The sequence below is a fragment of the Hoeflea algicola genome (assembly GCF_026619415.1).
Lineage (GTDB): Bacteria > Pseudomonadota > Alphaproteobacteria > Rhizobiales > Rhizobiaceae > Hoeflea > Hoeflea algicola.
This window is the reverse complement of record NZ_JAOVZR010000001.1, coordinates 4,405,690-4,426,958: the sequence shown is the minus strand read 5'-3', so window position 1 is coordinate 4,426,958 and position 21,269 is coordinate 4,405,690. Positions and strand designations below refer to the sequence as shown.

The 21,269-nt window shown below is 56.2% G+C and carries 19 protein-coding genes; 8 read left to right on the top strand and 11 right to left on the bottom strand.

Annotation, left to right across the window (positions count from 1 at the left end; all coding sequences use genetic code 11):
• The first annotated feature begins 8 nt into the window (after positions 1–8).
• The 5 genes from OEG84_RS21485 (at position 9) to OEG84_RS21465 (ending at position 5,941) form a co-directional block, all read left to right on the top strand.
• Positions 9–1,022 (top strand): site-specific DNA-methyltransferase, encoded by a 1,014-nt coding sequence (locus tag OEG84_RS21485; protein ID WP_267655640.1) that lies wholly within the window; start codon positions 9–11, stop codon positions 1,020–1,022.
• A gap of 5 nt (positions 1,023–1,027) precedes the next feature.
• On the top strand, positions 1,028–1,522 hold the full coding sequence (locus OEG84_RS21480) for a DNA methyltransferase (RefSeq protein WP_267655639.1): 495 nt from the start codon (positions 1,028–1,030) through the stop codon (positions 1,520–1,522).
• Between the two features lie 17 nt (positions 1,523–1,539).
• Positions 1,540–1,908 carry a hypothetical protein gene (locus tag OEG84_RS21475; RefSeq protein WP_267655638.1) on the top strand — a complete coding sequence of 123 codons (369 nt, stop codon included), beginning with the start codon at positions 1,540–1,542 and terminating at the stop codon, positions 1,906–1,908.
• Positions 1,909–2,126: 218 nt separating this feature from the next.
• Positions 2,127–5,210: a type III restriction-modification system endonuclease gene (locus OEG84_RS21470; RefSeq protein ID WP_267655637.1), complete on the top strand. Its 3,084-nt coding sequence runs from the start codon at positions 2,127–2,129 to the stop codon at positions 5,208–5,210.
• A gap of 185 nt (positions 5,211–5,395) precedes the next feature.
• Positions 5,396–5,941 (top strand): urea carboxylase-associated family protein, encoded by a 546-nt coding sequence (locus OEG84_RS21465; protein WP_267655636.1) that lies wholly within the window; start codon positions 5,396–5,398, stop codon positions 5,939–5,941.
• 259 nt (positions 5,942–6,200) lie between these two features.
• On the opposite strand, the gene OEG84_RS21460 is transcribed toward OEG84_RS21465, so the two are convergent.
• Both OEG84_RS21460 and OEG84_RS21455 read right to left on the bottom strand, forming a co-directional pair.
• The gene (locus tag OEG84_RS21460) at positions 6,201–7,442 is read right to left on the bottom strand and encodes a type II toxin-antitoxin system HipA family toxin (RefSeq protein WP_267655635.1); all 1,242 of its coding nucleotides are present in this window, start codon (positions 7,440–7,442) and stop codon (positions 6,201–6,203) included.
• A gap of 12 nt (positions 7,443–7,454) precedes the next feature.
• Positions 7,455–7,721: a helix-turn-helix transcriptional regulator gene (locus OEG84_RS21455; protein WP_267656284.1), complete on the bottom strand. Its 267-nt coding sequence runs from the start codon at positions 7,719–7,721 to the stop codon at positions 7,455–7,457.
• A 448-nt stretch (positions 7,722–8,169) separates the two neighbouring features.
• Here OEG84_RS21455 and OEG84_RS21450 point away from each other — a divergent pair, with 448 nt between their 5' ends.
• From OEG84_RS21450 to istB (OEG84_RS21440), 3 genes are all read left to right on the top strand, one after another.
• Positions 8,170–8,472 carry an HNH endonuclease signature motif containing protein gene (locus OEG84_RS21450; protein ID WP_267655634.1) on the top strand — a complete coding sequence of 101 codons (303 nt, stop codon included), beginning with the start codon at positions 8,170–8,172 and terminating at the stop codon, positions 8,470–8,472.
• Positions 8,473–8,831: 359 nt separating this feature from the next.
• Positions 8,832–10,364 (top strand): IS21 family transposase, encoded by a 1,533-nt coding sequence (gene istA, locus OEG84_RS21445; RefSeq protein ID WP_267655633.1) that lies wholly within the window; start codon positions 8,832–8,834, stop codon positions 10,362–10,364.
• Positions 10,354–11,124 (top strand): IS21-like element helper ATPase IstB, encoded by a 771-nt coding sequence (gene istB / locus OEG84_RS21440; protein WP_267654092.1) that lies wholly within the window; start codon positions 10,354–10,356, stop codon positions 11,122–11,124. The genes istA (OEG84_RS21445) and istB (OEG84_RS21440) overlap by 11 nt, the downstream gene beginning before the upstream one ends.
• Positions 11,125–11,610: 486 nt before the next feature.
• Here istB (OEG84_RS21440) and OEG84_RS21435 read toward each other — a convergent pair whose 3' ends face one another.
• The 9 genes from OEG84_RS21435 to OEG84_RS25410 form a co-directional block, all read right to left on the bottom strand.
• On the bottom strand, positions 11,611–12,114 hold the full coding sequence (locus OEG84_RS21435; protein ID WP_267655632.1) for a DDE-type integrase/transposase/recombinase: 504 nt from the start codon (positions 12,112–12,114) through the stop codon (positions 11,611–11,613).
• A gap of 100 nt (positions 12,115–12,214) precedes the next feature.
• The gene (gene istB, locus OEG84_RS21430; RefSeq protein ID WP_267652424.1) at positions 12,215–12,973 is read right to left on the bottom strand and encodes an IS21-like element helper ATPase IstB; all 759 of its coding nucleotides are present in this window, start codon (positions 12,971–12,973) and stop codon (positions 12,215–12,217) included.
• Between the two features lie 12 nt (positions 12,974–12,985).
• Positions 12,986–14,515 (bottom strand): IS21 family transposase, encoded by a 1,530-nt coding sequence (gene istA / locus OEG84_RS21425; RefSeq protein WP_267652423.1) that lies wholly within the window; start codon positions 14,513–14,515, stop codon positions 12,986–12,988.
• Positions 14,516–14,732: 217 nt separating this feature from the next.
• The gene (locus OEG84_RS21420) at positions 14,733–16,043 is read right to left on the bottom strand and encodes a TRAP transporter large permease (protein ID WP_267655631.1); all 1,311 of its coding nucleotides are present in this window, start codon (positions 16,041–16,043) and stop codon (positions 14,733–14,735) included.
• Positions 16,036–16,644, bottom strand: a complete 609-nt coding sequence (locus OEG84_RS21415; RefSeq protein ID WP_267655630.1) for a TRAP transporter small permease — start codon at positions 16,642–16,644, stop codon at positions 16,036–16,038. The genes OEG84_RS21420 and OEG84_RS21415 overlap by 8 nt, the downstream gene beginning before the upstream one ends.
• 26 nt (positions 16,645–16,670) lie before the next feature.
• A complete protein-coding gene (locus tag OEG84_RS21410) occupies positions 16,671–17,795 on the bottom strand; it encodes a C4-dicarboxylate TRAP transporter substrate-binding protein (protein ID WP_267655629.1) in 1,125 nt (374 codons plus the stop codon).
• A 147-nt stretch (positions 17,796–17,942) separates the two neighbouring features.
• Positions 17,943–20,021, bottom strand: coding sequence for a carboxyl transferase domain-containing protein (locus OEG84_RS25420; protein ID WP_324288267.1), 2,079 nt, complete (start codon positions 20,019–20,021; stop codon positions 17,943–17,945).
• Positions 19,909–20,751 carry an ATP-binding protein gene (locus tag OEG84_RS25415; RefSeq protein WP_324288234.1) on the bottom strand — a complete coding sequence of 281 codons (843 nt, stop codon included), beginning with the start codon at positions 20,749–20,751 and terminating at the stop codon, positions 19,909–19,911. Before OEG84_RS25415 ends, OEG84_RS25420 begins: the two co-directional genes overlap by 113 nt.
• The gene (locus tag OEG84_RS25410) at positions 20,708–21,262 is read right to left on the bottom strand and encodes a biotin carboxylase N-terminal domain-containing protein (RefSeq protein ID WP_324288233.1); all 555 of its coding nucleotides are present in this window, start codon (positions 21,260–21,262) and stop codon (positions 20,708–20,710) included. Before OEG84_RS25410 ends, OEG84_RS25415 begins: the two co-directional genes overlap by 44 nt.
• Positions 21,263–21,269 lie beyond the last annotated feature (7 nt).

Genomic DNA, 21,269 nt, shown 5'->3' with positions numbered 1-21,269 from the left:
AGGCCAGAATGCCAGATAGTCCAGAAAGCACTCCGATCGAAAAGCTGAAGATGCACAGCCCCGACCTGACCGCGCAGAACATCGAGAAGATTGCGACACTCTTTCCGGGATGTGTGACGGAAAGCACGTGCCCAGATGGCACACTGCGCCGTGCGATTGATTTTGACCTGCTGCGTCAGGAGTTGTCCGACAGCATCGTCGAAGGGCCGCAAGAACGGTATCACCTTGACTGGCCCGGCAAGCGGCAGGCGTTGATCGCGGCCAATGCGCCGATTGCAAAAACACTGCGCCCGGCGCGGGATGAAAGCGTGGATTTTGACACGACCCGCAACCTCTTTATCGAGGGCGATAATCTTGAGGCGCTCAAGCTGCTTCAGGAGACCTATTTGGGCGAGATCAAAATGATCTATATCGACCCACCCTATAACACAGGTAGAGATTTCGTATACAATGACGACTTCGCGGAAAACAATAATCAATTCTTAAAAAAATCACTTCAACTAGATGAAGTTGGAAATAAGCTTGTCTCGAATACAGAATCGAACGGAAGATTTCATTCTGATTGGCTATCGATGATGCATTCAAGAATCAGCCTTTCAAAAAGACTTCTTAAAAAAGATGGAATTATATTTATATCGATTGACGATGGAGAAGTGTCAAATCTAAGGAAGTTGTGTGACGAAGTGTTTGGCGAAGAACAATTCGCCGCGCAGATAATCTGGAAGAAACGGAACACACCTCCAAATGATAAATTAATTGGGACACAGCATGACTATATTATTGCCTACGTCAGAAGGGATTTTTCTGGGATTAAATTACGCCCCAGAAGTGATGACCAGATCGCACGTTACAAAAATCCCGACAACCACCCAAAAGGGCCTTGGGTTGCAGGTGATCTTACAGCAAACGTAAAGGGGGGCGTTTTGTCGAAACTCTCTTTTATCCAATTACTAATCCACGGACGGGGCAGGAATTCTATCCAGCAAACAACGGGAATTGGCGGTTCAACAGTGATCGCGTAAAGGCCTTGATCGAAAACGACGAAATCTATTTTGGAAAAGACGATAGGGCATCGCCAAAGTTGAAACGTTTTCTACGTGACGTCAAAGAAGGAATGACGTGGACAACTCTCTGGGATTTTGCACCTTTTAACACATCAGGTTCGAATGAAATGAGTGAGATATTTGGAAACTCGGTAATGTTCGAGAATCCGAAGCCCGTTGGCCTGCTTGAGCACATTATTGATATGGGTGCTGAAGGCGATGACATCGTTCTAGACTTTTTTGCTGGCGCTTCATCTACTGCACATGCGGTGATGAAAAAAATGCCTCCGACGGGGGGAAACGCAAATTTGTCATGGTTCAGCTTCCTGAATCAACTGGACACGCTTCTGAAGCAAGTAAGGCAGGCTTTGCGACAATTGCCGATCTATCGAAAGAACGCATCCGTCGGGCTGGCGCAAAAATCCTCGAAGGGGAGTGTCATCCCGATTGGAACCGGGATGTTGGCTTTCGCGTACTGAAAGTTGACAGCTCGAATATGGCCGAGGTCTACTACACTCCGGATGCAACCGCGCAAGCTGACCTTCTAACCCGGGTGGACAATATCAAAGCCGGCCGGTCGCCCGAGGATTTGCTGTTTCAGGTGCTGCTCGATTGGGGCGTGGACCTGACCCTGCCCATCTCCCGTGAAACTGTGGCCGGCAAAACAGTGTTCACCGTCGCCGGCGCCGCCCTGGTTGCGTGTTTCGACAACAATGTGGACGAAGTGCTGGTGAAGGAACTGGCTGCCCGCAAACCGCTGCGCGTGGTGTTCAAGGATACTGGCTTCAAGGACGACTCCACCAAGATCAACGTGAAGCAGATTTTCAAATCCCTCTCGCCGGATACGGATGTGAAGGCGATCTGATCCCATGAAGCAATTCGCCCTATGCCAGAAGCTGCAATCCCTGCTAGCCACCTGGCGATACAGTGGGCAAGGTGTCGATGCCAGAGAGCTGGCCTTTGGTGGCAAGATTTTTAGTACCGGTTCCAGGACGGCCCCAAGATGGAAGCTCTGCGAATGAAACCAGAACATCCTACGAAAGAAATTATGAGAGAATCGCCTGATTTACGAAAGCGGCAGTCATGAAGATCAAGTTCAAGTCGCAGCCTTATCAGACGCAGGCGGTCGACGCAGTGGTCGATTGTTTTGCCAGCCAGCTCCGGCAAGACTCGTTGAAATACACAATCGATCCTGGTGCAGCAGCCCAATCCCGGATGGAGGTGGATGGTTTCGGCAATTCTCCCATCAAGCTGCCCGAGGACGTACTGCTGGACAACATTCGCAAAGTCCAGCGCCGCGCAGTGCTGCCGCTCTCTGAAAGTCTTACGCATCATATCGATGACAAGGGCAAGAAGAAACCGGCCAAGTACAAGCCTGGTGCGCGGATCAATTTGGATGTCGAGATGGAGACCGGGACGGGCAAGACCTATGTCTACATCAAGACCATGTTTGAGCTGTACAAGAACTATGGCTGGTCGAAGTTCATCATCATGGTGCCAAGCGTTGCCATCCGTGAAGGCGTCGCGAAATCGATCCAGATGACAGCCGAGCATTTCCAGCAGGAGTACGGCCGGAAAGTGCGGGCATTCGTCTACAACTCCAAGCGGCTGCACGAGCTTGAGAGTTTTTCGTCTGATGCGGGGATCAATGTGATGGTCATCAACGTGCAGGCGTTCAATGCATCTGGTGCGGATAACCGCCGTATCTATGACGAGCTGGATGATTTCCAGTCCCGCAAGCCTATCGACGTGATCGCCAAAAATCGTCCAATCCTGATTCTGGACGAGCCGCAAAAAATGGAAGGGCCTGCCACCCAGGAAGCGCTTCCGAAATTCAATCCGCTGTTTATCATGCGCTACTCAGCAACGCACAGAACGATCCACAATAAGGTGCATCGTCTGGATGCCGTGGATGCGTTCAACGAGAAGCTGGTCAAGAAAATCCGTGTCCGTGGTGTCGAAACCAAGGGGTTGAGCGGGACAAACCCCTATCTTTTCCTGCACCGTATTGAGACCTCCCGCGCCGCCCCAGTGGCTTGGGTCGATATCGAAGTGAAGACCCAGACTGGGATCAAGCGGGTCCCCCGCAAGCTGGAGCAGGGGCGCAATCTTTTCGATCTGTCTAAGGGGCTGGAAGTCTACAAGGGGTTCATCGTCAGCAATATTGATGCCCGTGACGACACGGTCCATTTTACCAATGGCGATGTATTGGTTGCCGGTGAAGCCTCTGGAGATGTGACCGAGCGCGACATCCGCCGTATTCAGATACGCGAGACCATATCGGCCCACCTGGAGCGCGAGCAGGTATTGTTTGCACGCGGGATCAAGGTTTTGTCACTCTTCTTCATCGACGAGGTGGTGAAATACCGTGATTATGACCAGGCCGATGAACAGGGTGAATATGCCCGTGTCTTTGAAGAGGAATACGCTCAAGCCGTGGATGATCTGCTGGGAGAGCTGCCCTTGGAGAATGATGAGTATCGCACCTATTTGCAGGGCATAGAGGTTGGCAGAACCCACCGCGGCTATTTCTCGATTGACAAGAAAGGCCGGATGACTGACCCGAAGGCTGCAGCTCGGGGCGAACTGGCAGGGCAATCCACTGAATCCAGCGACTATGATCTTATCCTGAAGGACAAGGAGCGCCTGCTGTCTTTCGAAGAACCCACACGGTTCCTGTTTTCCCATTCCGCCCTGCGCGAAGGCTGGGATAATCCGAATGTCTTTGTGATCTGCATGCTCAAGCACAATGAAAGCCAGAATACGATTTCAAGGCGGCAAGAGGTCGGGCGAGGACTGCGGATCGCGGTCAACCGCAACGGCGAACGAATGGACCACCCTGTCACTGTGCATGACATCAATGTCCTCACTGTGGTCGCTTCGGAAAGCTACAAGGGGTTTGTCACCGGCTTGCAGAAAGAGATCGTCGACAACCTTTCAACCCGACCCAAGCAGGCTGATGCCGAGTATTTCGATGGCAAGACCCTCAAGACCGATGATCTGGAGCTGGTTCTTGACAAACAGTTGGCCAAGAAGCTCGAACGCTTCCTGCTCAAGAACGACTATGTCGATGACGACGGTCTCATCACAGCGGCCTACCACGAGGCGCGCAAGTCTGGCGAACTGGCAGAGCTGCCTGAAGAATTCCAGGCGCATAGCGACGCCGTCTTTGCCTTGGTTGACACGGTCTTCAACGGAAAAGCCGTGGAGGACATGTTCAGCAATGGTCGCAAGCCGAAAAAGAACCGGCTCAATGACAACTTCCATCGGAAAGAGTTTCAGGAACTATGGCGGCGGATTAACCGCAAGGCTATCTATCAGGTCGAATTTGACAGCGCTGCGCTCGTCAGGAGCTGTATCGACCGGCTGGATCGGGACTTGCAGGTCGCTCCGCTGCAATATCTGGTAACAGAAGGCAGCCTTTCCGATCAGGTGACTGATGAAAAGCTACGTGCCGGCGAAGCCTTCGTGCAAGGCAAGCTTCGCGCCGAAACCGGCAAGAGCGCGCATTCCCGTGTCTCATACGATTTGATTGGTGCGATAGCCGAGAACACTGACCTCACACGCAAGACCGTGACAGAAATCCTGTCCGGAATTCAGGCTGTGAAATTTGGTGAATTCGCGAAGAACCCTGAGCAGTTCATCGCGGACGCCTCGCATATGATCCAGGAGCAGAAGGCGATCGCGATCATCGAAAAGCTGACTTACGATGCCGTAACAGAACGATATGACTCTGAGATTTTCACAGCTGCCGAAACTGGCGCTGACTTCAAGAAAGCTTCAGATAAGCTGAAAAATCATATCTATGATTATGCCATCCTAGATTCACAGGTTGAACGAGATTTCGTCAAGGACCTCGACACCAGCACAGAGGTAGTCGTCTACTCCAAGCTGCCACGCGGTTTCCTGATCCCCACACCAGTGGGTGATTACAATCCTGACTGGGCAATTGCCTTCAAAGAGGGCGACATTAAACACCTCTATTTCGTAGCAGAGACTAAGTCCGATCAGCCCTCGATGAAAATGCGAGAGCTGGAACAGACGAAAGTCAAATGTGCCCGAAAGTTCTTTGACGAGATTGGCCGGATGATCAACGAGGACCGGGTCAGGTACGATGTCGTCACCAGCTATGCGGACCTGATCGCGCTTGTGAAGCAGGCCGCGTGACAGGGCTAAGCTACCGTGATGCGGAGCAACTAGTTCCATTCGAAGCGGAAATTATTTCCGCTTTATGAGCGGGCGCAGTGACTGCTGCTTGACGTACAATTGGTCTTTTGCGGACGATCCTTCCGAATGAGGAGAGGCGCTCAGCGATTGTGTCACGGCCGATAGAGGCTAATGCGGAGAATTTTATGAAGCCTGATCCGATCACAGAAATTCCGGAAGACGCAGCCGCTCGCAAAGCGGTCAAGCCAGTTGTATGCTATCCAATAGAGATGCTGCCGCGCCCTGATCTTGCAGCATACCGTGCTCTGCGCGACAACATGGAACTTATAGAGGCGATCGTTATACCCCCTCGCGATGCTGCCACCTGGGTCGTCCCGGCCGGACACTTCTGCCGATTGGTTTGCTCGGACGGACCTCAGGTGGGCGATCTCAATCTGCATAACCTCCACAACATCAATGAACGTTTTTACAGCGGCAAGACACGCGAACTTAACGGCACGCACGTTGGACTTGGCGATCAGCTGTTCTCAAACTTTCCTTACATGCGTCCTATTGCAACTATCACTTTGGGCAACATGTCGGCCTGCCCTGGAGGGGACTGCTCGTCCAAGCACTCCTCTGATGAAGTCGCATGCTACCCGCTCCTTGCCGAAGTGTACAAACCGACGGCACATCCCGACGGATGGCAGGAGCCAATGCCAAATGGATACGACAGAAGTCACGGCGCTTGACGCGCAGCATGCTGACCCGTTCGGTCTTTGACTCGCGGGCTCTCCAGAAACCGACAAGTCGGGGATACTTGAAATCCGTGATGCAAGAAGCTTGTCGATTTCCTGCACTTTATGGCCCACCTGTCTCGATAGCGCTCATGATTTCCTCGTGGGGTGAAATCTTTACCCTGCGGCGCTCGTTAGTCGAATCTTCAGTGAGAGAGGCCGTGTTCTTCAGACCCGCCATCACCAACTTGAGGACTGCACCGGCTGCGTCTTGCTAACGAAGCTGCCGGTTTATCCGCCGACACCGCTTGCCTATCAGATGGCCTAGTTTGTCGGCCATCTCTACGCCTCTGCCCTGCCCGCCCGAAAGCATGTCAGGTCTGGCGTCCAGCTGGCTTGCAATCTGGTCCAACATTTCACGCACACGCTTGATCACCGAGACTGGGCTCAAGCCGACAGCTTCGGCAAATCGACGCCAATCATCGCCGTGAAGCTCATTAGCATTTCGCTTTGTCGCGATCTTTTGAGGGAGCGACTGGTCTACCTGTTTGTAAGCCGCAGCGCACATCAAGTCATAGAGCGGTGCGAGTTTGGCCGTGCCGGCCGCCCCAATGAGAACGGAGTAGTTCTTGGCATGGGAGTCGGAGTTGCAGATCAGAATGTTGAAAATCACCGCGTCGAGCATCCTCAGCCGTTCTGCGGGCGAAACGTAACGAGCCAGCGCGTCAAACATCTGCACGAGTGACGCGCCACCGCGCTGACCAAGCCCAGCGCGCTCGTATTTTTCTGTCGGGAAGAACCCTAGCAGCTGGCAGAAATCCTCCTGATGGATGCGACGGATCGTGCCCTGGCTGTCTGCGATGCGATCATAGCGCTTGACCAGAAGAAAGTCCCGCTTGCCCGCCCTGTCGGTTGTCACTTCCGCCGCCTCCAGACCGCACAGCTTGGCCAAGGTCATGCAAAAGGCTTCATTCTGAACGCTGCCGGCCAGGCGTTTGATGTCGGGTTTCAGGATGTGCGTGGAAGGCGTCCCATCTACGGGGATGGCGATCTTGCCGTCTTCACCGACGTAGACTGGCAGCTTGTCCTGAACGCCCGCCAGCGACATCGACACGCCCTGCTCTCCGACCAGGAAGGGCCGCTCGGGCAGCTCGTTCAGGATGCGCTCAAGAGCTGCCTCATCGGGAACAACGCGGAAATTATTTCCGTCTCGGCGGGGCTCGCCGATCGAGAAGGCTCCCGCTGTATCGCGGCCGAGGTTCATGAGAAGGCCGACGATATCCTGAGGCGAAATCTTCAGCTGCTGGCCGATCTCGGAGAGGTGCGTTTCCGGCAGAAGATTGGCAAGCCAGGGCATGATCTGATCAGCCCCATAGGGACCTGCCCTCAGAGGCATGGTCAATGAAATCGGGAATGCAGAGGCGCGGCTTTCCCAGCTTGGATCGTACGTAAGAAAAATCCCGTCGCGGTCGATGAGGTGAGCGACGGGCCAGGTCTCGTAGTAGATCGTTGTCATAAGGGCACCCGATCAGGAGAAACGAGGCAGGAAGCCGAGATCGTCATCGGCTTCAGGGACAACGGGCGACGTGGCGGATTTCAGGTCGCCGAGATCGATGCCGACGGTGCGCGCCGCGATGAGCGATTTTTCGAGATGGCAACTGGGCTTGCCGTTCTCCAGGTCGACGATGAAGCGTTCACCGGTCCCGCAGCGTTCGGCGAGCTGGGCCTGTGTCCATCCCTGCTTTTTCCTGTTCTCTCGGACAAGTGCGCCGAATTCTGTGGCCGAACGGATCATGATCGTTTCTCCAAACTGTGGCTTACCGTACAGGAAGAACTCCCAAAAATCTATCCAAACTTCCCGATAAGGAAGATTCTGGTTTGGAAGATAAAATCCTTCCCGATCGGGCAGCCACCGGCCGAGAGATTGATCGGACCCCATTTCGTGATAGGTTGATATCGGATGGAGGCAAGACATTTGGCTTGCCTGGAGTTTTACCGAACTCGTCAGCGAAAGGCCAATATTGGTCGTTCATACCGTTCAAAGACTGCGGAGTGACGTGTTTCATATACGTCGTCTTGTGCGAGGATAATTCCTCCCAATTGAGGGATGACCCAGACGGGTCATTGCACGTCCGCTTCAGAAATGAAGCAAAGGACGTGAACTCATGCCATCAAGAAACAGACTCAAGAACCTCAGAAACCAGGCGGCCCGACAGCAAGGATGGCGCTGCCACTATTGCGAGATGCCGATGTGGGACTCCAGTCCCGAGGAGTTCATCGCGCGCTATCGAATTCCGCCGGGACTCGCCAAACGCTTTCAATGCACCGCCGAACATGTCGAGGCCCGATGCGATGGCGGCAAGGATGTGGGCCCGAACATCGTCGCCGCCTGCCGCTTCTGCAACGCGACACGGCACAAGGCAAAGAACCCTGCGGATGCTGTGACCTACGCGGCTCGTGTGCGTTCGAGGCTGGCCAACGGCAGGTGGCACCCATCACAGGTCAGCGCGGTTTTCACCGAACGAAGGGCTGACCCAGCGCAATAAGCATCATTCGGCGCTGACCCTCGTCTTTACGCTTCCCTCGGAATTGTCTTGCACGACTGTCCCCCGGGTGTGTATGACAATTTTGTCTTACAAGAACTGCGGTGATCGGATTTCACCAACCATTTCAGATGCTTGTGAGGGGGTCGAAAAACCTTAGCTGGGGATCCAGGCTCCCCAGCCAACAACCTTCTGCATTTCCGGACTGACCGTTTTGTCGCCAATAACTGTGTTTTTCCGTTGCTGAGCTGTTGATTTCCACCCAGAAGTGACCCGGGTAGCGGCCTAATTTCCATTGAGAATTGACCCATGTGACCCTTCCCCCTGCGCCATGCGCAACGGGGGACATTGGAGTGATACACATGGGACTTTTGAACATCATCCGACGTATGGCTTTGCGAGAGAAGTTGCCTCTGCGCGAGATTGCGCGGCGGACCGGAATGTCGCGCAACACCATCAAGAAGTATTTGAACTCGGGCATGATCGAGCCTCTGTTCGCGACGCCAGAGCGGCAAAGCAAGCTCGATCCGTTCGCCGAGAAGCTGGCCGGCTGGCTGAAGACGGAGGCGGGGAAGTCTCGCAAACAGCGGCTGACGCTGAAGCAAATGCATGCCGATCTGGTGGTTCTCGGCTTTGACGGGTCCTACAATCGGGTTGCGGCTTTTGCACGTGACTGGCGGGCCGATCGGCAGCGAGATCAGCAGACGACAGGCCGCGGCACCTTCGTCCCCCTGTTGTTTCGTCCGGGCGAGGCGTTCCAGTTTGACTGGAGCGAGGATTTTGCAGTTCTCGGCGGCGAACGCACCAAGCTGCAAGTTGCCCACATCAAGCTGTCGCACAGCCGGGCCTTTCTGGTCCGGGCGTATCTGCTGCAAACCCATGAGATGCTGTTTGATGCCCACTGGCACGGGTTCAGGGTCTTCGGCGGTGTCCCGGAGCGCGGCATCTACGACAACATGCGCACCGCGGTTGACCGCGTCGGTCGCGGGAAGGACCGACAGGTCAACATGCGGTTCCTTGCGATGGCAAACCACTACTTATTCGAGGCCGCGTTCTGCAATCCCGCTGCCGGCTGGGAGAAGGGACAGGTCGAGAAGAACGTGCAGGACGCCCGACATCGTCTATGGCAACTCATGCCGAGCTTTCCTGATCTCGCAGCACTGAATGACTGGCTGGAACAGCGCTGTGTCGCGCTGTGGACTGAGATTCCGCATGCAGCGCTGCCGGGCAGCGTTGCCGACGTCTGGGTCGCAGAACAAGCCGCGCTGATGCCATTGCCCCCTGCCTTCGATGGCTTCGTCGAACTGAGCAAGCGGGTGTCCCCGACCTGCCTGATCAGCTTTGAGCGCAATCGCTACAGCGTCCCGGCGTCATTTGCGAACCGCCCTGTCAGTCTGCGCGTCTATCCGGACAGGCTGGTAGTTGCCGCCGAAGGACAGATCCTGTGTGAGCATACGCGCGTGATCCAGCGCAGTCATCAACTCCCACCACGCACGATTTACGACTGGCACCACTACTTGGCCGTCCTTCAGCGCAAGCCCGGCGCATTGAGGAACGGTGCCCCCTTTGCCGAATTCCCTCCGGCATTCAAACAGCTGCAAGATCTCATGCTGCGCAAACCTGGCGGTGACAGGGAGATGGTCGACATCTTGGCGCTGGTTCTGCATCACGATGAACAGGCCGTGCTGGTCGCCGTGGAAATGGCGCTGGCTGAGGGGGTCGCAACCAAAACTCACGTGCTGAACCTTCTGCATCGTCTGATCGACGGAAAGACGATCGGCGCGCCCGACATCGACACCCCACAGGCCCTTGCTCTGCGCCGTGAGCCAAAGGCCAATGTCGAACGCTATGATGGCCTGCGGGCCCGGACCGCCGGAGGCCGCCATGCGTCATGATCCCGCCAGCGGTGCCATTATCATCATGCTGCGAAGTCTGAAGATGCATGGGATGGCCCAGGCCGTCACCGACCTCATGGAACAAGGCGCACCGGCATTTGATGCCGCGGTGCCAATGCTCACCCAGTTGCTGAAGGCCGAAGTGGCTGAGCGGGAGGTCCGGTCCATTGCCTACCACATGAAGGCTGCCCGCTTCCCGGCTTATAAAGATCTGTCCGGCTTCAACTTCGCGGCCAGTGAGATCAACGAGGCCACGGTGCGCCAACTTCATCGCGTCGAGTTCACGGACGGCGCACAGAACGTCGTGCTGATCGGCGGCCCCGGGACTGGCAAAACGCATGTCGCGACAGCCCTTGGCGTGCAGGCCGTCGAACATCACCGCCGCAAGGTCCGCTTCTTCTCGACTATTGAGCTCGTCAACGCGCTCGAACAGGAGAAGGCAAAAGGCAAAGCCGGACAGCTTGCCGAAAGCCTCACCCGCCTCGATCTCGTGATCCTGGACGAGCTTGGCTATCTGCCATTCAGCGCGTCAGGCGGCGCATTACTCTTCCATTTGCTGAGCAAGCTTTACGAACGCACCAGCGTCGTCATCACCACGAACCTGAGCTTCAGCGAATGGGCCACGGTCTTCGGTGATGCAAAGATGACAACCGCGCTGCTCGATCGGCTCACTCACCGCTGCCACATCCTGGAGACCGGAAACGACAGCTTCCGCTTCAAGGCCAGTTCGGCCGCAGCTGCGGGGAAAACCAAGGAGTAAACTAATGCCTTGACCAAAGCCTGACCCACGAAACATAACCTAAAGGTGGGTCAGTTCTCGATGGAAAATCCGGGTCACTTCTGGGTGGAAATCAACATTGCTGAGCCACAAGTCGGGATAACTGAGACGCCTAAAGCGGCCGATTTCGGGGGGCAATTCCCGCTTTGTCATTGTTTGCCTTTTCGGGGCTGACAATTTGCAGATACCGGCGTCGTCAGAGAAACGAACGCCGATCAATGAAAATCCATTGCGGTACTTTCAGCTCGCTAGCTGATGTCAATCTTTCAACGCCATGGCGCGTTTGGGCTTGAAGTTTTCTCGGCTATCGAGGTTACGCTCCTGGTTGAAATGATTGGAAACCGATGCGTGAACAGAGGCGAATTTCTGCAGACTTCCCATTTGCTGAAAACGGAGCATCGCCCGTTCACGCCTTCGAAATGGTTGGTGTTAATTTTCAACACGATTGTTCCTCCAGCGGCCGGTTTCCTACCGATCACGGATGCCGAGCTCCTTGAGCACAGCGCCATAGGAACGGAGGCGATCCGTCACCAGCTTATCGGCGCGACCATAACGTTTCAGAGATTTCTTGAGGATTTTCAACGCAGCTTTCTTGTCGCGCGTCTTCGTCACGAGGCATTCAAGCACCTCTCGCGCGTGCTCGACGGCCCGCCAAAGATAGTGCTGCTCCCCGTTGATCTTTACGAAGACCTCATCCCGATGCCACCGGCAGCCGCTTGACCACATCCCCTCAACACGTTGTTCCCTGATGGCTGCGGCGAAAATCGGACCGAACCTATTCCAACAAAACGACACGGTCTCGTGGCTCATGTCGATGCCAAGCTCATGCCGCAGGTCCAAGAAATTTGTTCTGACAGTGCCGTACGGCGGCATGCGTCGCCATTTTTTGACGTGATGCCGCGGCGCTCGCGAAACAGCCAGATCGTCGAAGATAGCTACGTTAAAAAATGCAGACAGGGCATGGATGCGCATTCCGGAGTATCCGGCCGGCCATTCCGATAACATCCGGCCACCTAAACCGGGGTATCCGGCCACCCTTATATAGCGGCTGCGAGGCCTGATGATTTGGTTATCAGGATTGGATGCTTTCGTCACCTGTTCCGAGTTTGGTTTTCCTCATGCTCTGGCCGTCGAGTTCGACGCGATAGGCGTTGTGTACGAGGCGATCGAGAATGGCATCGGCGAAGGTGGGTTCCCCGATCACGTCATGCCAGGTGTCGATGGGCAATTGGCTTGTGATCAAGGTTGATCCAACCTCGTATCTGTCCTCGACTATTTCCATAAGGTCACGACGCTGACTGGCATTGAGGCGATCCGGTCCCCAGTCGTCCAGGATTAGCAGTTGAGTTTTGGTAAGGGCCTTGAACAGACGCGGAAAGCGTCCGTCACCATGGGCCAGTTCCAATTCATCAAAGAGACGTGGCATGCGCTTGTACAGCACAGTGATACCGTCTCGGCAGGCGGCTTGCGCCAGAGCGCAGGCCAACCATGTTTTGCCAACGCCGCAGGGGCCAGTGATCATCAGGTTGCGCTTGTCCTTGATCCAGCGCCCGGTCAGCATCTGCTGGAACATGGCTTTGTCGAGGCCGCGCCGCGACTTGTAATCCACGTCCTCCGGCGAGGCACCGACGTGGCGCAGTTTTGCTGTACGCATGCGGCTTTCAAATCGCCTCGTCTCACGACTGGCGGTCTCTCGATCAATGAGCAGCCCAAGCCATTCAGCGTGGCTAAGCCCGGCTGTGCCGTCCTGTTTTTGCATCTCGGCAAAGGCTTCTGCCATGCCGTCGAGCCTGAGTGTTTTGAGCTGATCCAGCGTTGGGTGATCAAGCATTCTCTATCCTCTTCAATGGAAGTAATCCGCACCACGGATATTGGGGTGAGTGATCGCAGGGCCGTCCGTGGTGGGTTCGCGGCGCTGACGGTCCAAACCATTCTTCAGAATGGAATGCAGGGATGTGTAGGAGTGGGCGTTGATCTCAAGCGCACGCAAACAGGCGGCATCCAGGCGCTCCCGCCCGAAGGTCTTGGCCAGCCGTAAAACACCGAGGCACGTTCTGTATCCTTGTTCGGGATGTTTGCGCTGGCGCATGATCACATCGACAAAGACCTCAACATTTGGGCCGATGCGCACAGCTTGCCCGCGGATACGCTGTGGCGTCCAATCCTCGCGGAAGCGATGATGGGCGGGCATGTGATCGCGGATCGTGGAGTGCTGGCGATTGCCCGAGGTTCTGGCGTGAGAGGCAACGCGTTGCCCATTAAAGTATACCTCTACGGTGCGTGCGGTGATCCTTGCCCATAGTTTTTGCTTCAGCAACTGATGCGGCACCGAGTAATAATGGCGGCCAATATCGACATGGTAATCGAGGCCCGCGCGGCACTGCTTCCATTCGGCATAAACATAGGCCTCCATAGACAAGGGCTTCAGAGCGGGCCGATCCAGGCGTTCAAACAGATCGCGGCGGCTTGCACCAAGATGGCGACTGACTTTGCCGTTGAGCTGATCCAGCAATGGCCGGATGGCAGCGTTCACCTCATCAAGGCCAAAAAAGTGCTGGTTGCGCAGCCGCGCCAAAATCCAGCGCTCGGCCAGCAAAACAGCGCCTTCCACCTTTGCCTTGTCTTTCGGCTTTCCAGGCCGCGCCGGAACGATGGCGGTATCGTAATGTGCCGCCATATCACCATAGGTGCGATTGATCTCAGGATCATAAAAACAGGCCTTGGTGACGCCTGCCTTGAGATTGTCTGGAACCAGCTGCGCAGGCACGCCACCGAAGAACTCAAAGGCACGCACATGGCTGGATACCCAGTCCGGCAGGCCCTGTGTCCAGCTGGCTTCGACATAGGTGTAATTGGACGCTCCCAGCGTCGCGACAAAGATTTGTGCGGTGCGCACCTCTCCCGTTTTGGGGCAGACAACATCAACTGTCGGGCCCGCGTAATCGACAAACAGCCGCTCGCCTGCAGGATGACGCTGACGCATCACCGGAGACAGCTTGCCTTCCCAGCGGGTGTAGAGCTCACAGTATCGGCTATAGCCGTATCCATCGTGATGAACCCCGCGATACTCCTCCCACAGCAGCGACAGCGTCACGCCCTTGCGCCGCAACTCGGCATGCACATGCGCCCAGACAGGCTGAGGAACCGCGCGACGGACATCGCCGGGGCAAACGGGAAACAGGCGGTTCTCAAGGTCGGCGTCCGACAGATCAGCAGACAGAGGCCAGCTCAAACCTTCCAGATCAGCGCGCCGAAAATATTCCGAAATCGTCGCACGGGCCACGCACAGGCTTTGCGCCACCTGGCGGCCTGAAAATCCATCCGCCCGAAGCCGCAGGGCTTCCCTTATCTTCCGCATAGGCAATCTCTTCATAAAGGGCTCTCTCCATCCAAAGGAACGGAACAGTAGCCCTGTTACAGATCGCCTCGCAGCAGCCTAAACTGGGTTGAAATGGGGGTGGCCGGATGCCCCGGAATCCCCGGCCGGATCAAATCGGAATGGGTGGCCGGATGCTATCGGAATCAGTGGCCGGATCGCCCCGGAATACGCACATGGAGAGATCCCGACCGGCCCGCAGCTGTCTCTCTGGTCAATTGCCAATCAGGTTGGGAAGCCCTGTTACCAAGCCGGGAAACGCAATCATCAAGCCAACAACAACGAAATCAATCATAAGGAACCACCATATTCCGCGGAATATTTGTGTGGTGGAAACCTGGTTGCCGACGACACTTTTGACGACGAAGACGTTCAACCCCACCGGGGGGGTGATCATGCCCATTTCCAGCAGCTTAACGATGAGGACCCCATACCAGATGAAGCTTGCATCCGATGCTTCCATCACCGGCAAAACGACCGGCAAGGTGAGCAGCATTGCGCCGATAGGCTCCAGAATGAGACCAAGTACCATGTACAGGCAGGTCAGGCCGATTGCCAGCATCCATGGCTCGGCACCAAACCCGGCGATCGTTTTCGACAGGACCGTGGCAACATCACTTAGCGACAGAAAACGGGTGAGAAGATTGGCGCCAATGGTGATGACAAAAATACTTGCCGTCGTCACCGTGGTTTCAACGATTGAATTCCACACGACGCTCCGGTTCAGACTTCGGTTGAGTGCCGCGACGATGAAAGAAGCAAAGGCACCGACAGCACCGGCTTCGGTGGCCGTGAAGATACCGCTAAACAGGCCGCCGAAAGCGATCGCGATCAGCAATAGCGTCGGCCAGGTTTCACGCATTGCCTGTCGCCGCTCTTCACGGCTGATCGGTACGGTCGACCTGGGCGCCAGCGACGGGTTCAGTTTCACCCGCAGCAGAATGACCGCGATATATGCGATCGTCGTCAATAGGCCGGCCCCGACGCCACCAAGAAATAGAAGGCTGACGGGCGTCTGGGTGAATACGCCAAAAAGAATGAGAAGGATGCTTGGCGGGATCAGGGCTCCGATGGTGCCCGCGGCTGCGATGCAGCCGGTGGCAAGTTCGGGTTTGTAGCCCAAACGCAACATTTCCGGCACCGCAATCCTGCCCATGGCGGCTGCAGTGGCAACAGACGAACCAGTTACGGTGGCAAAGCCGGCGGCTCCCACGACCGAAGTTATGGCCAGACCACCGGGCAACCCCGACAGCCAGACCCTGCAGGTGTTGAACAATCCGCGGGTCAAACCGGCATGGAAGCAGACAAACCCCATCAGCAGGAACATCGGGATGGAGGTTAAGGTCCAGTTCGCCACAAAATCGTAGACCACTGCGGACAGGATACCGTAAGCAGCTCGCTCGCCCAGCAGGATCAGGATTCCGACAAACGAAACTGATGTCAGTGCAACCGCGATCGGAATACGGGCAAGAATGAGCAGGACTGCCACCGCCACACCGGAAAACCCGATCATTAGGTCAGTCATGATAACTCGCAGGGACAGCATCTGTATCGAGCGGGTAGTCCGCACCCAATCCATCATGCTGTGGACGGAAGAGAGCAAGGATCCTATACGCCAGCGTAAGCACCATCAGACCGAAACCAATGGGCAGGAAATAATAGCAAGGCCAGACGAAAAGCCGCACGCCCTGGCTGAAGATGAATGCGCCGATACGTTGCTTTTCAACGGCATCTAAAAATGTCTGATGCGCCAGCACCGCGAAAGTAATAATCGAGAGGATCCAGGCCACAATCAGCAGCCCGCGCTGGATCGACAGGGGCAGGATCGAGGTCACCACCTCCACTGAGATCTGAGCATTTTGCTTTTCGGCCAGCGCAAGCGGCAAGAACGCCAACCCCACCAGATAATAATTGGAAACTATCTCGACCGTCGCGGGAAAGCCGTTAGAGATCGAATATTTCAGAATGACGTCAAAGACCACATGCAGCATCATCGCGATAACAAGGATTGCGGCAATGACTTGGGTGGCATCCAGAGTGCGGGAAAGCAGGCGACCTGCCCTGAAAAAAGTGTTTGGGAACCTGACATGCGGTTGGCCTTTTTCTACAGGTCGTCGGCGAGCCATTAAATAGGCTCGCCGAAACCGTGCAATCACATGCCGTAGGTCGACTTATCGATGCTGCCGAAGACGTTCTCACGATAGAGATCGGCAACTTGGTCAGCGTTAGATGGGTCGATTTTGTCCACCAGCCCTTCCCACTTGGTTACCAGTTCACGAAAACGCTCGATCTTCGACGCCGCATCGATCACCCCGAACGTAGTTTCGTTCAGCGCAGCTATGGCGGGCACATCCTTGTCCACGAATGCCTTGGTCGCGTCGATGACTTCCTGGTCGGGCTGAACAACCTCGACTCCCAGTTCGGCAACGCCGCCATCAGCAAATGCAAGATCCTCAGCATAGGTAGCCGCCGCTGCGCGGCCAATCCCCTCGACAGCCGTATCCATCACCGCGATGCGCGTCTCGGCATCCCATTCGCGCCAAAGATCGAGATTGGTATCAAACAAGGCGTTGATGTAGAACGTACCGAGCGGCAAATCCGTCACATATTTGGCTACGTCCTTCAGGCTTAATGTCACCAATGCCTCATAGGGATGCATGTTGACGTCGATCGTCCCCTGCGAGAAACCCTGGTAAATATCGCCCGCCGGCAGGTTCACCTGAACCCCATCCAAAGCTTCCACCCAGCGGCCATACGCCGAAAAACTGCGAATCCGCTTGCCCTTGATGTCGGCGAGAGACTTGAGCGGCGACGTTGAAATCAGACGATAGGGCGGAGTCGATCCAAAGCCGAGAAAGACCTGTCCCTGATTGACGTACTCAGCGGCGCATTCGGCATCCGAGAAACAATATTCACTCGCCGCGCCAGCCATCACCACGAGGTTCGAACCGAGCATACCCAGATCACCAATGAGGTTGGATTCCTTGAGCTCTGCGCGGTGATATGCAGCCACAACGTAACCCATATCGGCAATACCATCTCGGACGCCCGACAAGGTTTCGGTGAAATTGAGCAGCGAGGAGCCGGTGAACAGCTTCGCGTCCACCTTGCCGTCAGTACGCTGCGGTATTGTCTCGGCAAAATATTTCATCGCGGACACGACGGTGAAGTTTTCCGGTACACCGATGGCAAAACGCAGGGTTTCTGCCTGCGCCCACCCAGTCACGAGCACTGCAGCGGTACAGCCAAGCGCAATTTTCCTCAGATTTCTAAGCATTCAGCATTTCCTCCCTGGCCGCATTCTGCGGGCTCCTCATCGGAAAATAAGTAAGCACAATCCTTGCAGCCAGGCAAGGCAAAAGTTATCAGACGACGCTTGTTTCATCTGATGAACCTATTGATGAAATCAAACCGCAGGCATTACTCACCAGGTATCAATGCGTGTAGCCGGAGAACCAACCGTGCCCTCACGGCGCCCCACCGCCCGGAAGGTCGCGCTGATCCGGGCGCGTGTTTCTGCCGGGTCGATGACATCATCGATTTCAAGCGTACTGGCGACATTGAGCGCCTTGCCCTTCTGGTACATCTGATCGACGAGCGTGCGGAACAGGCTGTCCCGTTCCACGCCTTCCGCGGCAGCGGCAAGATCAGCGCGATAGGCCAGCCGGACCGCCCCCTCAATCCCCATCCCGCCAAACTCACCCGTTGGCCACGACAGCGATGCTGCCGGGGCATGAAAACTACCGCCCGCCATCGCCATCGCTCCAAGGCCATAGGCTTTGCGGAGCACGACTGTCACCATCGGCACGGTCAGGCCAGCCGCAGTGATGAACATGCGCGAAACATGGCGGACAAGCGCCTTTTCCTCGGCCTTCGGGCCGACCATGAATCCCGGCGTGTCGCAGAGGGTCAGAATCGGAAGTCCAAAGGCTTCGCACAACTGCATGAACCGGGTTGCCTTGTCGGCGCAATCGCCGTCGATCGCTCCGCCAAGGGCAAGGGAGTTGTTGGCAATCACGCCAATGGCCCGCCCTTCGATTCGGATCAGCGCTGTCACGAGGCTCGGCGCAAAACCGTGTCGCAATTCCATTGTTGTTCCGGTATCAGCCAGCAACTCGATCACCGTGCGCACTTCATAGGCACGGAGCCGATTTGCTGGCACAGCCTGCCGAAGCGCATCTTGGTCCGGGACCTCCCACTCGGCCAGGTCACCCTGGAAGTAGCCAAGATAACGACGCCCGGCGGCAACCGCTTCTGCCTCGTCCTCGACCAGCAGATCGATAACCCCATTCGGCTCCTGAACCGTTGTGGGCCCAACCTCCTCGGGTTTGAAGACTCCGAGTCCCCCGCCCTCGATCATTGCCGGGCCGGCCATGCCGATGTTGGCGTCACGCGTGGCGATGATGACATCGCAGCACCCAAGCAGCGCGGCGTTTCCGGCAAAGCAACGGCCAGTCACGAGACCAACCAGCGGCACCAGTCCGTTAAGTTTGGCCAGACGTCGAAATGTCATGGAATCCAGACCACTGACCCCAGTGTAGTCCGTATCGCCAGGGCGACCACCACCACCTTCGGCAAACAACATCACCGGAATGCGCCACTGCTCAGCCAACTGCAGCATGCGATCCTTCTTGTGATGGGAATTGATGCCCTGCGTTCCGGCAAGCACCGTGTAGTCATAGGCGAGCGCCATGCAGCGGCTTGCATCTTTACCGAAAGCATCGCCATTGACATGACCAACAGCTGCAATCAAGCCGTCGGCCGGGCTGATCCGCAGCAATTCCTCAACACTGCGCCGCGACTTCTGCGCCGCGTATGTCAGGCTGCCATATTCCTCGAACTGACCACCATCAAAAAAATCCGCGAGGTTTTCGCGTATCATGCGCTTGCCAATACGGCGACGACGCTCCACGGCCTCCGGGCGAGCCCTATCAAGCAATCCTTCTCGCCGCACGCGTAGTTCCGCAAGTTCGGGGCGGATCGCCTTGGGATCACTGACAATGACATCGCCGGCATCTGCCGTGAGGTCGTCACCGGGTTCAAGATAGGCGAGCGCAGCAGCTAGATCGACGGTGCAACCTACGCTGCACCCGATATGTGAGACGCGACCGGCAAAAGGCGCTAGCACAGGCATCTCCATTTTCATGGCCTCAATGATGGCAACCTGCGATCCGGCTGCAATCATGTCACCCACGGCAACATCCATCCGGACGATCAGACCTTGCATCGGCGCGCTCACGGCGATCGCGTCAGGAGCAAGATCAACCGGCACCTCCTGTGGTTTCGTTGACGTCAAGCCATCTGTTCCAACGTCAAGCACCGCCGGCCGCCGGGTATCGGCGATGTCCGCCGCCAGGATGTCGCCCATGTGCATCTCGATGAATCGCGTATCAAATTCTCCGGCGCGAACCTCCGGCTGCGCCAGCAGGCAACGCAAAAAGCCGGTGTTGGTCTTCACGCCTTCGATTCGGGTGTCGCCCAAGGCACGATCGGCCTTTGCAATTGCCTCCGAAAAATCTCCCGAACGGGAGCGCACAATGATTTTTGCCAGCAGCGAGATCGAAGGAGGGATTGGTGCGATATCCGGTGTAGCCGAAGCTGTCGACACGAATGCCCGGACCTGAAGGGAGATCGAATGCGTGGAGCACCCCGCCGCTCGGCAACACGGATCCATCCGCCTGCAATTCCTCCATATTGATGCGCAACTGCACCGCGTAGCCTTTCGGCGATGCAATCTGCTCCTGAACAAGGCCAAGATCATCGAGGGTCGCACCCATCGCAACTTTCAGTTGGGCTTCGACCAGATCGTATCCGGTAACTTCCTCGGTCACCGTATGTTCGACCTGGATCCGGGGATTGGCTTCCATAAAATGAAACCGTGCCGGTTGATGATCAGCCTCGACCAGGAATTCAAAAGTGGCCAGTCCACGATACCGTGTTTGCCGCGCCATGCGCAGCGCGGCATCAAGAATGCCTTGCCGCAATTGCGGCTCGACCACCAATGAAGGCGCGATCTCGACAAGCTTCTGGTGACGGCGCTGCAAGCTGCATTCCCGGTCCCAGAAATGGATCGCATTACCCTCGCCGTCGCCAAGCACCTGGACCTCAACATGCCGCGCCGAAACGATGAATTCCTCCATATAGACGACGTCATTTCCGAACGCTGCAGAGGCCTCCGAGCGGCACCGTTCATAGGCTTCGGGCAATTCCGAAGCCGACCGAACAACTCGCATGCCTCGCCCGCCCCCCCGCGACAGCCTTGATCATCGCCACTCCGCCCTCACCCAAGGAAGCAAAGAAAGCTTGAGCTTCTTCCAGGGTCGTCTCACCGACAGTTCCACGCGGAACCTGGACATCAAGCGAAATCGCGAGGTTTCGGGCTGCCACCTTATCTCCGAAAAGTTGCAGGACCTCGGAGGACGGGCCCACAAAAGCAATGCCGTACTGTTCGCAAAGCCGCGCAAAGTCGGCATTTTCGCTTAAAAAGCCATAACCTGGGTGGATCATGTCGCATTTCTCGGCCACTGCCGTGGCGACGATTGCCTCCATGTCGAGATAACCGCTCGGGCCGCGACCGGGCAGGACAATGCTCTTGTCTGCCTTGAGCAAGTGCAGGTTTTCTTGGTCATCAACGGAGCAGACAGCCACGCTGCGCAAACCGAGAGACGCCGCAGCATTGGCGATCCGGATTGCGATCTCGCCACGGTTTGCAATCAATAGCGACCTTGGATTTTCCATCGGCATGCCTTCC